Source organism: Subtercola endophyticus (assembly GCF_021044565.1).
GTDB classification, from domain to species: domain Bacteria; phylum Actinomycetota; class Actinomycetes; order Actinomycetales; family Microbacteriaceae; genus Subtercola; species Subtercola endophyticus.
This window is the reverse complement of record NZ_CP087997.1, coordinates 1,151,696-1,166,083: the sequence shown is the minus strand read 5'-3', so window position 1 is coordinate 1,166,083 and position 14,388 is coordinate 1,151,696. Positions and strand designations below refer to the sequence as shown.

The following is a 14,388-nucleotide window of genomic DNA, read 5'->3' as shown; positions in this document are numbered from 1 at the left end:
CGAACTAGCCCTTCGCGTTCGTCGCGCCTGCAGAGCGGCGTCAGGAGGTTCGCGGCGTTCGTGCCACGACACCGACCAGCAGGGTCGCCAGCAGCTCCCGAAGCGAATACCCGAGGTTGACCCGCATTGCCCGCAGGTCGGGATTCGCCTCGTACGCCGCGGCCATTCCGGTCGACGGTTGCGAGTTGGCCCACACGCCGCCGACGATGATGTTGACCCCGCCGACGAAGACGATGCCCGAGGCGAACGAGTCGACGCCGAGCCGGGGCAGCACGAGGGCGCCCAGGCGTTCGGCATTGGCCACCGCAGACCGTTTGTACGCCGCCGCCACCTCTGCAGAGACGTTGTGCTCCAGCACGCCCGGCGCGCTCGCACAGAGGTCGCAGAAGATCGGCCGCTCGCTGATGGTCTGCGCCATGACGTCGGCGATGGGCTCGATCGACACGATGCCTGCGAGGGCGACGTCGAGCGCATCCAGCCACGCCGCGTATTCGCGATCGTAGAGTTCGAGCAGTATCGCCTCGCGCGACTCGAAGTACCGCAGCACGTTCGACTTCGCCAGGCCGACTGTGCGCGCGAGTTCGTTCAGCGTGAGGTCGGCGACGCGTGTGGTCGTGAGCAATGACAGCGTCGTTTCGAGAATGATCGCGCGCCGGGCGGCACGTTGTTCGTCGGTTCGCGCTCGTTGAAAGGCTGTGGGCTGGGCCATCGATCGTCCTCGGTTGATTAAAAGACTGTCGGTCTGTTACGGTGATCACACAAGAGACCGCAGTTCTATTATCACTCAGGAGCACACATGTACGTCGTACCCGATCAAGCCGGTCGCACCTTTATCGTCACCGGTTCGAACAGCGGCACCGGCAAAGAGGCGACGAAGCGCCTCGCCGCGGCCGGCGCCCACGTCATCATGGCGGTGCGCACGCCGTCGAAAGGCGAGGCCGCCCGCGACGAGATCATTGCCGCGGTTCCGGATGCCCGGCTGACCGTCAAGCGTCTCGACCTCGCCGACCTGGCCAGCGTTCGCGCATTCGCCGCAGACATCATCGACTCGGGCACACCGATCGACGTACTCGTCAACAACGCGGGCGTGATGGCCCCGCCGAAGCGCCTCACCACGGCAGACGGTTTCGAGTTGCAGTTCGGCAGCAACTTTCTCGGCCCGTTCGCTCTCACAAACCTGCTGCTGCCGCGGCTGCTCGAATCCAGCGCCCCCCGCGTCGCCACCATGACTAGCGGCACCGCGAACTTCGGCAAGCTGCACTTCGACGACCTGCAGTGGCAGGGGAGCTACCGGCCGACGTTCTCCTACGCGCAGTCGAAGCTGGCCGACATGCTGATGGGCTTGCACCTCGCCAGCGTTTCGGATGCACGCGGCTGGGGTCTGCTCAGCACGCTTGCGCACCCGGGATACACCCGCACGAACCTGCAGACGGCCGGCGCCAACCTGGGCCGCGAGACGCAGCGCCCACCGGTGCGTCGCACGCTGCTGCCTTCGCAGGGCGTGGAACAGGGCGCCGAGCCGCTCTTGTTCGCCGCAACCAGTGCTGAGGCGCGCCAGGGCGCGTACTACGGGCCGAGCCGCTACGGGCTGGTCGGGCCTACCAAGCGCGTCGCCCTCCCCCGCAGCTCGCGCGGCGTCGACCTCGCGGCGTCACTCTGGGCGGTCGGTGCCGCTCTCACGAGCGCCGATCTGCCGGTGCGCATCGCCGCGGCAGCGTCTGCGTAACGGACGGCCTGCTTGCCCCGACCCGGGCGCGACGTCGGGCAGCCCGCGGCAGCGTCTGCGTGGCCAGCGGGCCGCCTGACCCGACGCGCCCTCAGGCCGCGTTCGGCCGGGCCGGTCGGCCTCGGGCTGTCGGCTTCGAGCTGTCAGCCTCGGTGGGGCTGAGGTCGGAGCACAGCGATCATCCCCGCGCATTGTCGACATGATGCGCCTGCTCCGACCTAAGCGACCGCCGAGCGTCAGGCGAAAGCGCCGAAGCGCAGCAGCGGCACGAACAGCTCGTCGTCGTTCCAGGAGCCGTGCTGGCCGATCATGGTGCGCTTCGACGCGGGAGTGCGGCGCGAGTCGTAGTAGGCGATGTTCTTGCGCGCCGCCACGATCACGTCGCCGATGCGCGGCCGGATGCCCGGCAGCACCTCGCCGAACCAGCCCGCCTCGATCGCCTCGTCGCGCGTGAGCACCCAGGCGCGTTCCCTCTCGATCTCGCGCCACGCTTCGACGAGCGCCGCGAGGCCCTCGGCGCCGAGGTCGGGCTCCACGTGCAGCTGCAGGCAGCGCGGATCCCCCGCCACGTGCCGCACCCCGGCGACAAGCTGCGGCACGGAATCGAACAGCACGTGCGAGGTGTGCGGCACGTCGACCATGCCGTGGTCGGCGGTCAGCAGCATTCCTTCGCCCTGACGCAGAGCCGCCGCGAACGAAGCCATCTCGGCGTCGACGGTCTCGAGAGCCGCGATGAACTGGTCGGACTGCCAGCCGTGCGCGTGCGAGGCCATGTCGAGCTCGGGAATGTACAGGTACACGAGGGCGGGCCGGGAGGCCGTGGCGGCCTGATCCAGCACCCGCCGGGCGGCCACGAACCGGTCGGCGACGGTCTTGCCGCCCACGTACTCGGCGCCTCGAAGCACCGCGTGGGTGAAGCCGCTCGTGGCGTAGCGCGGTGCACCGATGGCCGTGCATCCGATGCCCGCCGCCGAGGCACGCTCGAACAGGGTGGGCACCGCCTGCCAGGTATCGGGCTGCATGGTCTTCGGTCCCCAGCCGGTGAGCTGGTTCACCACGGCGTCGGCGGTCGGAGCGAGTCCGGGCACGAGGGCGGTGTACCCGACCAGGCCGTGGGTTCCGGGTGAGACGCCGGTGGTCAGCGAGGCGAGTGCCGCTGCCGTTGTGGTGGGGAATCCGCTGGCCAGTTTGCTCTTCTTGGTGAGCAACGGGGCGAGGTGCCGGGCGTGGCCGGCACGGGCGCGCAGCGACGAGACTCCGAGGCCGTCGACGAGCACGACGACCACTCGTTCGGCGGCCGGCAGCTCGAGGCGATTGGGCTGACCGTCGAGGGCGGCGAGGCAACTCGGCAACACGTCTGTGAGGTGCGCGGCCGCGGAATCAAGGCCCGGTAGCATGGGTGGCATTGTGCCAAGTCTGGCACGCGGAGCGCCGCAGAACGCACTTCGACAACCGACGAAACAGCAGGAATGACACCGAAGACTCCCGAGCCCGTGCCCGACGTGGTCGAGAACATCGAAGACATCGATGTCTCGAGTGAGATGCAGGGGTCGTTTCTCGAGTACGCCTATTCGGTGATCTACTCCCGGGCGCTTCCGGATGCCCGTGACGGCCTCAAGCCGGTGCAACGCCGCATTCTCTACCAGATGAGCGACATGGGGCTGCGGCCCGATCGCGGGCACGTGAAGTCGGCGCGCGTGGTCGGCGAGGTGATGGGCAAGCTGCACCCGCACGGCGACGCCTCCATCTACGACGCCATGGTGCGCCTCGCCCAGCCGTGGACCCTGCGCCTGCCGCTCATCGACGGGCACGGCAACTTCGGTTCGCTCGACGACGGCCCCGCGGCATCGCGGTACACCGAGGCCCGGCTGGCACCGGCCGCCCTGGCCATGACCGACGGGCTCGACGAAGACGTCGTCGATTTCGTGCCGAACTACGACAACCAGCTCGTGCAACCGGATGTTCTGCCCGCCGCCTACCCGAACCTGCTGGTGAACGGGGCGAGCGGCATCGCGGTGGGCATGGCGACGAACATGGCGCCGCACAACCTCATCGAGGTCGTGGCCGGAGCCCGATACCTCATCACTCATCCGGATGCGTCGATCGACGAACTGATGTCGTTCATCCCGGGGCCCGATCTGCCCGGCGGCGGCACCATCGTCGGGCTGGCCGGCGTGCGCGACGCCTACGTGACCGGCCGCGGAGCCTTCAAGACCCGCGCGAAGGTCAGCGTCGAGACCCTGACCGCGCGCAAGGTCGGCCTCGTTGTCACCGAGTTGCCGTACCTGGTGGGCGCCGAGAAAGTCATCTCGAAGATCAAAGACGGCGTCAACTCGAAGAAGCTGCAGGGCATCTCCGACGTGACCGACCTCACCGATCGCACGAACGGGCTGCGGCTGGTCATCGGCATCAAGACCGGGTTCGATCCGCTCGCCGTTCTGGAGCAGCTCTACCGCCAGACGCCGCTCGAGGACTCGTTCAACATCAACAACGTCGCGCTCGTCGGCGGCAGCCCGCAGACGCTCGGGCTCAAAGAGCTGCTGCAGGTCTACATCGACCACCGCATCGAGGTGACGACCCGGCGCACGCAGTACCGGCTCACCAAGCGCCGCGAGCGGCTGCACCTGCTGCTCGGGCTGCTGATCGCGATTCTCGACATCGACGAAGTCATCCAGGTCATCCGCAACAGCGACGACACCGATCAGGCTCGCACGCGGCTCATCGACGTCTTCGATCTCGACACCCTGCAGGCCGACTACATTCTCGAGCTGCGCCTGCGCCGTTTGACGAAGTTCTCGCGCATCGAGCTCGAGACCGAGCGGGATGCCCTGCTCAGCGAGATCGAGATGCTCGAGAATCTGCTGTCGAACCCGAACCTGATACGTCAGACCGTCTCCGAAGAGCTCGACGAGGTCGCCGACCGGCTCGGCACGCCGCGCCGTACGCTGCTCACCGAGGCGCGCCCGGCGCCCGCGTCGACGGCCGCCGCACGCCGCGAGCAGGCCGTGCTCGAGCTGGCAGATACCCCGTGCCAGGTGTTCCTCTCCACGACGGGTCGCACGATTCGCGTGGATGCTCGACCCGACGATGCCGCAGGCGCCGACGACGTCGCAGCGGAGATCACCTCGGCCACCTCCGCCCGCCCGGCACCTGCCGCGAAACTGCGCCGCAGCAAGCACGACGCCGTGCGCTCCATCGTCACCACCACGACCCGCACCGAGATCGGCGCGGTCACAAACTTCGGCCGCCTCATCCGCATGTCGGTGCTCGACCTGCCTGCGGCGCCCGCCAACTCGATCCAGCTCGGGGCCGGCGTTCGCATCGCCGACTACCTCGCTCTCGACGCCAAGCGCGAGCGTGTCGTCGCTTTGGTGTCTCTCACGAGTTCGGTGCCGATTGCGCTCGGCACCAAGCAGGGCACCGTGAAGCGAGTCATCCCGGGCGACTGGCCGAACAAGCCCGACTTCGAGCTCATCACGCTGAAGCCCGGCGACGAAGTCGTCGGAGCCGAACAGCCCACCGAGTCGTCGAATCTCGTGTTCGTGGCGACGGATGCCCAGCTCCTCCACTTCCCGGCCGCAAGTGTTCGCCCCCAGGGCCGTTCCGCGGGTGGCATGGCCGGCATGAGCCTCGGCGCGGGTGCCTCCATCATCGCCTTCAGCGCCGTCGATCCGCTGGCGGCGACATCGGGCGTCGAGGCAGCATCCGCTGCCGGTGGCGACGATGCTTCGCCCTCAGGCCCTGGCATCGTGGTCGTCACGATCGCCGGCAGCTCGGCCACGCTGCCAGGCACCGACGCCGGTTCGGCGAAGGTCTCTGCGTTCAGCGAGTTCCCGCAGAAGGGCCGCGCCACCGGCGGCGTGCGCTCCCAGCGCTTCATCAAGGGTGAAGACGCCCTGCAGCTCGCCTGGGTCGGCCCCGCCCCCGCTCTGGCCGTCGCCCCCGACGGCGCCGTGCGCACCCTCCCCGACTCCGGCGCCAAACGCGACGCCTCCGGCACTCCCCTGGCCGCCCCCGTCGGCTCCATCGGCTTCGCCGTCACCCAGCCCTAAGCCTCGCTCAGCGCTAAAAAGCGGCGCCGGGCATCCCGAAGGATGCACCGGCGCCGCCGACGTTGTTTAGGGCTACGAGTTAGGAGCGGTGGTCTTCGAGAAGACGCGCCGACTCATCGTGCCAGCTCTTGGCGATGGGGAACAGCTTCGCGTGCACCTCGCGGCCGTGGTGGGCGCAGAACAGCAACTCGCCGCTCGCCATCTCGACCCGGATGTACGCCTGGGCGCCGCAGCTGTCGCAGCGGTCTGCGCCGGTCAACTGCCTGCTCACGTGCAGATCGCCTACCACGCCGTCATCTGTTGCAATGGATTGCATCTTATGGCTCCTCACGGGTTCGTACCTCAGACAATCTGTGTAACCGATTCAAGCATGACTATGTTCCCTCTACGTTACATTCCCCTGTGTTTCGCTGTGCGCGTACGAGCGGATTGGTCTGACGTGTCGAAGCGGCTCGGTGTCGGTGCCGGAACGTAGTCTTAGACGTTGGACGGGATCCCCAGCCCGCCCCTGCGCCTTTCCGCACCACCTCACAAGGAGAACTCTGTGGCATCCTCCGATTATTCGGCCAGACACCTCTCGGTTCTGGAGGGCCTCGAAGCTGTTCGCAAGCGCCCGGGAATGTACATCGGCTCCACGGGCCCCAAGGGGCTCATGCACTGCCTCTGGGAGATCATCGACAACTCGGTCGACGAGGCGCTCGGTGGTCACGGCGACGAGATCTCGATCATCCTGCACCCCGACAACAGCGTCGAAGTGCGCGATCGCGCCCGGGGCATCCCGGTCGACATCGAGCCGCGCACCGGCCTCACCGGCGTCGAGGTCGTGTTCACCAAACTGCATGCGGGTGGCAAGTTCGGTTCGGGGTCGTACGCCGCATCCGGTGGCCTGCACGGCGTCGGCGCCTCGGTCGTGAACGCCCTGAGCGAGCGGCTCGACGTCGAAGTCGACCGTGACGGCAAGACCTGGGCGATGTCGTTCCACCGCGGCGAGCCGGGAAACTTCGACGACGTCAACCCGAAGAACCCGTCGCCGTCGTCGAAATTCACTCCCTTCGAGAACACCAGCGAGCTGCGGGTGGTCGGCAAGGTGGGCCGCACCGTGACCGGCACGCGCATCCGCTACTGGGCCGACCCGCAGATCTTCACCGAGTCGACGCAGTTTCAGACGGATGAACTCGTCGACCGCGCCCGCCAGACGGCCTTTCTCGTGTCGGGCCTGCAGCTCGACATCACGGATGCCCGGGGCGAAGAAACGCAGCACGAGTCGTTCTCCTACGAAGGAGGGCTTGCCGAGTTCGTCGATTTTCTGGCACCGGATGCCCCGTTGACCGAGACCTGGCGTCTGCAAGGTGATGGCACCTTCACCGAGACCGTTCCCGTGCTGAGCGACGCGGGCGCCATGGTGCCCACCGAGCTCACGCGCGACTGCGCGGTAGACATCGCCCTGCGCTGGGGAACCGGCTACGACACCGAGGTGAAGACCTTCGTCAACATCATCTCCACGCCGAAGGGCGGCACGCACCTCGCCGGCTTCGAGGCCGGGCTGCTGCGTTTTCTGCGCAAGACCGTCGAAGACAACGCCCGCCGGCTGAAGGTCGGCAACGACAAGCTCGACAAAGAAGACGTGCTGGCCGGGCTTACCGCGGTTCTCACGGTACGGCTGCCCGAGCCGCAGTTCGAGGGGCAGACCAAAGAGATCTTGGGCACCCCGGCCGTGCGCAACATCGTGACGAGCGTCGTGACCAAGGCTCTCGGCGAACGATTCGCCTCGAGCAAGCGCGACGACAAGACGCAGACCGCATTGGTGCTCGACAAGGTCGTCGCCGAGATGAAGTCGCGTATCTCGGCCCGTGCGCACAAAGAGACGCAGCGCCGCAAGAATGCGCTCGAAAGCTCGTCGCTGCCGGCGAAGCTCGTCGACTGCCGCTCGAGCGACGTCGTGTCGAGTGAGCTGTTCATCGTGGAGGGTGACTCCGCGCTCGGCACGGCGAAGCTCGCGCGCAACAGCGAGTTCCAGGCGCTGCTGCCCATTCGCGGCAAGATTCTGAACGTGCAGAAGGCGTCGGTCGCCGACATGTTGTCGAACGCCGAGTGCGCGTCGATCATCCAGGTGCTCGGGGCCGGGTCGGGCCGCTCGTTCGATATCGATACCGCCCGGTACGGCAAGATCATTCTGATGAGCGACGCCGATGTCGATGGCGCGCACATCCGCACGCTGCTGCTCACGCTGTTCTTCCGTTACATGAGGCCGATGATCGACGCCGGGCGCGTGTTCGCCGCCGTGCCACCGCTGCACCGGGTCGTGGTGATGAACCCCGGCACCAAGCCGAACGAGACGATCTACACCTACTCGGAGACCGAGCTCAACGGCGTGCTGGCCGGGCTCAAGAAGTCGAACAAGAAGTACCAAGACCCGATTCAGCGCTACAAGGGCCTCGGCGAGATGGATGCCGACCAGCTCGCTCTCACCACCATGGACAAGCGGCACCGCATGCTGCGCCGCGTACGCGTCTCTGACGCCCAGCTCGCCGAGCGCACCTTCGAGCTGCTCATGGGTGACGACGTCGCGCCGCGCAAGGAGTTCATCATCGCCGGCGGCGCGAGCCTCAGTGCTGATCGTATCGACACCTGAGCGCACCACCTCGCGTCAAAACGAAGGAGATTTCGACCGGGAAGGCGCGGTAGGGGCGCACCCCCTCGATAACTCCTCTTTTTTTCCTGCCGGCGCTTTCAGCAATGTCGTTTGCTGCTCTGGCAAGATAACGGCATGAAGCATAGCGAGGGTTCCGGCGACATCTCCGCCGAAAACAGCGATCTCAACGCTGTGTTGCATGCCGTCGGGCCGCGACTTCGGGCCCTGCGAACCGCGCGGCAGCGCAGCCTCGCCGAGGTGGCGCAGAACGCGGGAATGTCGGTCAGCACGCTGAGCCGGCTCGAGTCGGGCCAGCGCCGTGCGACGCTCGAGTTGCTGCTGCCCTTGGCGCGAGAGTACGGCGTTCCGCTCGATGAGCTGGTCGGGGCTCCGGCGACGGGAGACCCGCGCATCCACATCCGTCCGCTGCGGCGCCACGGGCAGACGATTCTGCCGCTCAGCCGTGGAGCGACCGGGGTTCAGGCGTTCAAGCACATCATTCCCGCTTCTGCGCCGCAGGGCGATCCGGTGCCGCGAACGCACCCCGGCCACGAGTGGGTCTACGTGCTCAAGGGATCGCTGCGCCTCGTTCTCGGCGAGCACGACCTGCTGCTCGCCGCCGGCGAAGTGGCGGAGTTCGCCACCGACATCCCGCACTGGTTCGGCCGCGCCGGCACCGAGCCCGTCGAGTTTCTGAGCCTCTTCGGCCCCCAGGGCGAGCGGATGCACGTGCGCGCCTCCCCCGCCTGACCCCCCGGTTCCCTCTCGGCCCGTCCCTCCCCGGCTCGTCTCCTCCGCGATCTCCCCGCACCCCTGTTTATCCACTTTGCGCAGATGCCCCTAAGACCGTGAACTTAGGTGCATCTGCGCAAAATCGAAACGAGCGTGAGGGACAGAGGGAGGAGCGGGAGGGAGGGAGGGAGAGTGGTTACTCGGAGAGAGGGGCGGCCGCGATGGTGGCGCGCGCCTCGGCGGCGCGGCGGTCGATCTCGACGAGGTCGGGCGTCGCCGCGGGGAGGGTCTCGCCGCGACGGGCGAGGGCGACCGAAAGCAGCCAGTCGGCGAGGGCCGGGTTGTTCGCGAGAACCGGCCCGTGCAGGTGGGTGCCGATGAGGTTGTCGACCCAGAATCCTTCGACGCGGGCATCCGGAGCCACGCGCACCACCGAGGCGGGCGTACCACCCGAGGCCGCGATCGCCGCCGCCGACGCACCGGCACCGGGGCCCTCGGCCGCGACGTTACCGCGCCCGTAGACCACTTGCCCGATGGGCGTCGCTGTGCCGATGTCGAGGTACGAACCACGGTTCTCGAACCCCACCAGGGTGCCGATCTGTGACTCGACGACGAAGTCGCCCACCACGCGCTCGCCCGCGACCACCGTGGTCACCGGAAAAACGGATGCCCCGACCAGCGCCGCACCGTCGGCAAGCGTGATCGACGTGCCGAGCAACTGAAACCCGGCTCCCACGGCGAGAAACGGCACACCGGATGAGGCCAGCTCTCGCAGCGCCGGAGCGACCGCCAGCACAGCAGCCTGCGTCTGCACCTGCGCAGAGACGGGACCGCTGCCGATGAAGACCAGATCGACCGGCGAAGGAACGGTGTCACCGTCTTCGAGCCGAGTCACCTCGACCGTCAGCCCGCGGGACTCGGCCCTGCGGCGCAGAATCTCGACGTTTCCGCTTTCGCCGTTGAGCCCCAGTGTGCGCGGGAACAGGTGCAGGATGCGCAGTGGTTCGCTCATGCCTTGCCCCCGCCTTCGAGTTCTTTGAACCCGAGAATCTTACGAATGAGCATCATCTGCTCATAGTTCAGAATCATGGTCTTGCGGCCGTGTGCCGGCCGAGGCAGAGCGAGAAACTGTTTGATGGCGGCGCGAACGTCGAGATCGACCGTGCCGACGGGAATGTTCGCGTAACCGAAGCGCACGGCGAACTGCCAGGCCTTCGACCCGGTGATGACATCGACGTGGTCGAGGCTCGACAGATCGATGTCGTACACCCACGACGGATCGGGCGTGCCTTCGTCGACCGCCATGAAGACCTGCTCGGGCGCCGACTCGAGCGAGTCGAGGTTCAGCTGCAGACTCGCCGGGTTCTTCATCATGATGATCTCGATGTCTTCGCCGTCGACCCGCAGCAGTTCGCCGCGGCCGTAGACCGTGGTGAGCCCGTTGAGGGCGGCAGTGACGAGCCCCGGGCGAAAGCGTGCACCGAGTACCGAACGAGCGGCGGCGGTAGCTCCGGCGGCGTCGAGCGCATAGTGCAGGCCACGGGCGGGCAAGCGAACAGCGATGTCGGTTCCGTCGACGCCGAGCACGGCTTGGCTGTCGCCGAGGTCGGTGACGGTGACCGCCGCCTCGCGGTCGCCTGCTCCGGCTGCTTCGTCTCCGAACCGGTCGGCCGAGGCCAGACCGTGGGCCGAAGCCCCGATGAGCTCAGGCGTCGCCCCGAAGAACGACACGTCGCGAGACGAGGTGAACGCTGCGCCGAGCCTGGAGTCGAGGTCGACGAGATGGTTGTCGTCGCGGTTCAGCACGAGCGACTTCGTGGCCGTACTGGCGACTTCAGCGAGCATCCGCACCACCCGATCGGGCTCGTGGTAACGGTTCAGCTGGTCGATCTGGATGTTCAGCAGCAGTACGGTCGTCGGCTTCAGCATCTTCGTGAGCTTCGGGCCATACCCCTCGTCGACCTCGAGAATGGCGATGTCGGCGTCGAGCACCCCCGAAGCCGAGACCGACGCCAGTACCGACGACGCGATTCCCTGCGGCAGGTTGCCGCCGGAGGGGTTCGTGAAAACCCTCAGGCCGTGCTCGCGCAGGATGGCCGCGAGCATGTTCGTCGTGGTCGATTTGCCGTTCGATCCGGAGACCGCGACCACACCGAGCGGAATGCGCGCGATGCTGTGCTGCAGAAACTCGGGATCGATCTTGAGCGCGATGTTGCCCGGAATCGCCGACCCGCCGCCGCGCGCACGCGCAGCGACGCGTACGGCGCGACCGACAAGAACGGCCGTCGTGGTGCGAACGCCCAAGGTTTACTCGAGGTAGTCGCGCAGCGACTGCGAGCGCGACGGGTGACGAAGCTTCGCCATGGTCTTCGACTCGATCTGGCGAATGCGCTCACGCGTCACGCCGAACGTGTCACCGATCTGGTCCAGCGTCTTCGGCATGCCGTCGCCGAGCCCGAAGCGCATGCGGATGACGCCCGCCTCACGTTCGGAGAGCGAATCCAGCAGCGACTCCAACTGCTTCTGCAGCATGGTGAAGCCCACCGCGTCGGCCGGAACGACCGCTTCGGTGTCTTCGATGAGGTCACCGAACTCGCTGTCGCCGTCTTCACCCAGCGGGGTGTGCAGCGAAATCGGCTCGCGACCGTACTTCTGCACCTCGACGACCTTTTCAGGCGTCATGTCGAGCTCGCGGGAGAGTTCTTCTGGCGTGGGCTCACGACCGAGGTCTTGCAGCATCTGCCGCTGAACCCGGGCGAGCTTGTTGATGACCTCGACCATGTGCACCGGAATACGGATGGTGCGGGCCTGGTCGGCCATGGCACGCGTGATCGCCTGGCGAATCCACCAGGTGGCATAGGTCGAGAACTTGAAGCCCTTGGTGTAGTCGAACTTCTCGACGGCACGGATGAGGCCCAGGTTGCCCTCTTGGATGAGGTCGAGAAACTGCATGCCGCGGCCGGTGTAGCGCTTGGCGAGCGACACCACGAGGCGCAGGTTCGCACCGAGCAGGTGGCTCTTCGCACGCTGACCGTCTTTGGCCACCCACTGCAGCTCACGCTTCAGCTGGGGCGTCATGCCTTCGGTGTTCGCCAGCTTGTCTTCGGCGAACAGGCCCGCCTCGATGCGCATGGCGAGCTCGACCTCTTCGGCCGCGTTCAGCAGGGCGACCTTACCGATCTGCTTCAGGTAGTCCTTGACAGGGTCGGCGGTCGCACCGGTGATGGCGCTCGAATAGACGGGAACGTCGTCATCGTCGTCGACGAGCGACAACACGAGCGCACCGGTCGGCAGGTCTTCGGCGACAGCACTCTTCTTCGAGTCGTCGTCGGAGTCGGTGTCGTCGTCGGTTGCGACTGCCTCAGTACTGTCGGCATCGTCGGGCACGGCGACGACGACGAGCACGTCTTCGCCCTCAGTGTCGTCGTCGACGACGTCTTCGAGGTCGACGGCCTCTTCATCGTCACCGTCGAGCTCGGCGCTGGCCTTGCTCGCGGTGGCTTTGCCCTTGGCGGCCGTCTTGGTGGCAGGGCCCTTGCCGGCCGCTGCGGTCTTCTTGGTTGCGCTCGCCTTCGCGGCGGGCGCCTTGGTGGGGGTCTTGGCTGTTGGAGCCTTTGTGGTGGCCATACGATCACCTTTCACACTGGGAGAGATACGTTCGAGCGGCACTGACTGAGAAAGAGGCACAGTCGCCGCCCCGCGTCACGGTCAACCAGAGTTGTTTTTTGACATTACTAAGACCCATGTCAAGTGCGGGGATTTTGCGTGGTCATGTTACTGACCACCCCTACACAAGAACGGGTCTCTAACGACAATTATTGCACGGTTTGCGAGTGGAGCCTGACCGCGCGCTTAGTGTCGCTCACCGATTTGTCAAGACCTTCTTCGTTGCCATGCCGCACTGAGTGCAACCCATAAGGGGGCTACCGATATTCCCTCGTCTTCTTCTAGTTGTTGCCGGGCTCGGCGGCGAGCCCGTAGTAAGAAGACGACTCCGGTGCCGATGACCACGTACTGAATGCAGAACGCGAGCCGGAAGGCTCCCAGGTCATAGAGGTTCGCGCTCCAGCCCAGGTTGTGCTGAGCATCCAGCAGCACGCCGATGACGAACATCATGATGAAGCTCGCGGTGAAGCCGCCGACGTTGACGACGCCGTTCGCCGAACCGAGGGTGTGCGGCGGGTTGAAGGTGCGAGCGAAGTCGAACCCGATGAGGGAGCCCGGGCCGCCGATGCCGAGCGCCACAACGAGCACCACGATCATCCACAGCGGCGGCGTGCCGGGCCAGAGCAGAACCACGGTCCAGACGATGGCGAGCATCGCGACGATGGCCAGCACGAGGTTCGATCGCCGGGTGGGAAAGCGAGCGGTGAGTACCCCGAGCAGCGGCCCCGCGATGAGTCCCGTGATGACCATCACCACCAGCAGGCCCGAGGCGAGCCCGGTCGAGAATCCGAGCGCCGAGACCATGAACGGAAAACCCCAGAACAGGCTGAACACCGTGCCCGACGACTGCGTCACGAAATGCGACCAGAAGCCCAGCCGAGTGCCCGGGCGTTTCAGTGTCGGCCCCAGCCGGCCGAGAACCGTGCGAAACGTGGGCGCGGGCGCTGCGATCACAGACGCCGGACGGTCGCGCAGGGCGATGATGCTCAGCACGAACGCGAGAAAGGCCACACTCGCGGCCGAGGTGAACGCCGTAGACCACCCGGCCGTGTGCAGCACATAAGCGAACGGAATGGCGGAGAGAATCTGCCCGAGCGCGCCGATATTGCCCATCCACTGCGACAACTGCGGCACGATGCGCCCCGAGAACCACGAATTCACCAGGCGGATGACCGAGATGAAGATCGCGGAGTCCCCCGCCCCGACGAGAATTCGCCCGAAGATCGCCATCCCGATGGTCGGTGAGAAGGCCAGAATCAGCTGGCCGGCCACCATCACGCCGGTACCGACGATCACCAGCCAGCGCGGCCCGAGCTTGTCGATCAGCACGCCATTGGGAATCTGCAGCGCGGCGTACACGATCAGCTGAACGACGGCCAGGCTCGAGAGGATCGCCGCTGACGTTTGAAACCGATCGGCCGCCGAGACTCCCGCGACGCCGAGCGTCGAGCGTTGCAGAACGGCGGCCACGTAGGCGAGCGCGGCGATGCCGAAGATGAGCCAGGAGCGCCGCGAGTTCACTCGCTCTACTCTACCGAGGGCAAAAGCGGGGCCCGGGCATCCGCTCTACCGAGGGCGAA

At 66.6% G+C, this 14,388-nt stretch carries 11 protein-coding genes; 4 read left to right on the top strand and 7 right to left on the bottom strand.

Annotated features, from left to right (window positions below):
* Positions 1-40: 40 nt before the first annotated feature.
* Positions 41-709: a TetR/AcrR family transcriptional regulator gene (locus tag LQ955_RS05560; protein WP_231027198.1), complete on the bottom strand. Its 669-nt coding sequence runs from the start codon at positions 707-709 to the stop codon at positions 41-43.
* A gap of 87 nt (positions 710-796) precedes the next feature.
* Here LQ955_RS05560 and LQ955_RS05555 point away from each other — a divergent pair, with 87 nt between their 5' ends.
* Entirely contained in the window at positions 797-1,726 is a 930-nt protein-coding gene (locus tag LQ955_RS05555) for an SDR family oxidoreductase (protein ID WP_231027197.1), read from the top strand.
* A 236-nt stretch (positions 1,727-1,962) separates the two neighbouring features.
* On the opposite strand, the gene LQ955_RS05550 is transcribed toward LQ955_RS05555, so the two are convergent.
* Complete coding sequence (locus LQ955_RS05550) at positions 1,963-3,132, bottom strand: alkaline phosphatase family protein (protein ID WP_231027196.1); 1,170 nt, start codon at positions 3,130-3,132, stop codon at positions 1,963-1,965.
* Between the two features lie 63 nt (positions 3,133-3,195).
* On the opposite strand from LQ955_RS05550, the gene LQ955_RS05545 reads away from it, so the two are divergent.
* Positions 3,196-5,778, top strand: coding sequence for a DNA gyrase/topoisomerase IV subunit A (locus LQ955_RS05545; protein ID WP_231027195.1), 2,583 nt, complete (start codon positions 3,196-3,198; stop codon positions 5,776-5,778).
* Positions 5,779-5,857: 79 nt separating this feature from the next.
* Here the strand turns inward: LQ955_RS05545 and LQ955_RS05540 are convergent, their stop codons facing one another.
* Complete coding sequence (locus tag LQ955_RS05540) at positions 5,858-6,094, bottom strand: DUF7455 domain-containing protein (protein WP_231027194.1); 237 nt, start codon at positions 6,092-6,094, stop codon at positions 5,858-5,860.
* Between the two features lie 228 nt (positions 6,095-6,322).
* Between LQ955_RS05540 and LQ955_RS05535 the strand changes: the two genes are divergently transcribed.
* Positions 6,323-8,410, top strand: a complete 2,088-nt coding sequence (locus LQ955_RS05535; protein WP_231027193.1) for a DNA gyrase/topoisomerase IV subunit B — start codon at positions 6,323-6,325, stop codon at positions 8,408-8,410.
* A gap of 135 nt (positions 8,411-8,545) precedes the next feature.
* Positions 8,546-9,160: a helix-turn-helix domain-containing protein gene (locus tag LQ955_RS05530; protein ID WP_231027192.1), complete on the top strand. Its 615-nt coding sequence runs from the start codon at positions 8,546-8,548 to the stop codon at positions 9,158-9,160.
* Between the two features lie 178 nt (positions 9,161-9,338).
* Here the strand turns inward: LQ955_RS05530 and LQ955_RS05525 are convergent, their stop codons facing one another.
* From LQ955_RS05525 to LQ955_RS05510, 4 genes are all read right to left on the bottom strand, one after another.
* Entirely contained in the window at positions 9,339-10,154 is an 816-nt protein-coding gene (locus LQ955_RS05525) for a type 1 glutamine amidotransferase (protein ID WP_231027191.1), read from the bottom strand.
* Entirely contained in the window at positions 10,151-11,446 is a 1,296-nt protein-coding gene (locus tag LQ955_RS05520) for a MurT ligase domain-containing protein (RefSeq protein WP_231027190.1), read from the bottom strand. Before LQ955_RS05520 ends, LQ955_RS05525 begins: the two co-directional genes overlap by 4 nt.
* 3 nt (positions 11,447-11,449) lie before the next feature.
* A complete protein-coding gene (locus LQ955_RS05515; RefSeq protein WP_231027189.1) occupies positions 11,450-12,769 on the bottom strand; it encodes an RNA polymerase sigma factor in 1,320 nt (439 codons plus the stop codon).
* A gap of 246 nt (positions 12,770-13,015) precedes the next feature.
* Positions 13,016-14,329, bottom strand: coding sequence for an MFS transporter (locus tag LQ955_RS05510; protein WP_231027188.1), 1,314 nt, complete (start codon positions 14,327-14,329; stop codon positions 13,016-13,018).
* Between the last annotated feature and the right edge of the window lie 59 nt (positions 14,330-14,388).

What these genes read in the sequence shown, in the direction of transcription:
- LQ955_RS05560 (WP_231027198.1), bottom strand. Translation starts at nt 709, where the DNA reads ATGGCCCAGCCCACAGCCTTTCAACGAGCGCGAACCGACGAACAACGT.
- LQ955_RS05555 (WP_231027197.1), top strand. Translation starts at nt 797, where the DNA reads ATGTACGTCGTACCCGATCAAGCCGGTCGCACCTTTATCGTCACCGGT.
- LQ955_RS05550 (WP_231027196.1), bottom strand. Translation starts at nt 3,132, where the DNA reads ATGCCACCCATGCTACCGGGCCTTGATTCCGCGGCCGCGCACCTCACA.
- LQ955_RS05545 (WP_231027195.1), top strand. Translation starts at nt 3,196, where the DNA reads ATGACACCGAAGACTCCCGAGCCCGTGCCCGACGTGGTCGAGAACATC.
- LQ955_RS05540 (WP_231027194.1), bottom strand. Translation starts at nt 6,094, where the DNA reads ATGCAATCCATTGCAACAGATGACGGCGTGGTAGGCGATCTGCACGTG.
- LQ955_RS05530 (WP_231027192.1), top strand. Translation starts at nt 8,546, where the DNA reads ATGAAGCATAGCGAGGGTTCCGGCGACATCTCCGCCGAAAACAGCGAT.
- LQ955_RS05525 (WP_231027191.1), bottom strand. Translation starts at nt 10,154, where the DNA reads ATGAGCGAACCACTGCGCATCCTGCACCTGTTCCCGCGCACACTGGGG.
- LQ955_RS05515 (WP_231027189.1), bottom strand. Translation starts at nt 12,769, where the DNA reads ATGGCCACCACAAAGGCTCCAACAGCCAAGACCCCCACCAAGGCGCCC.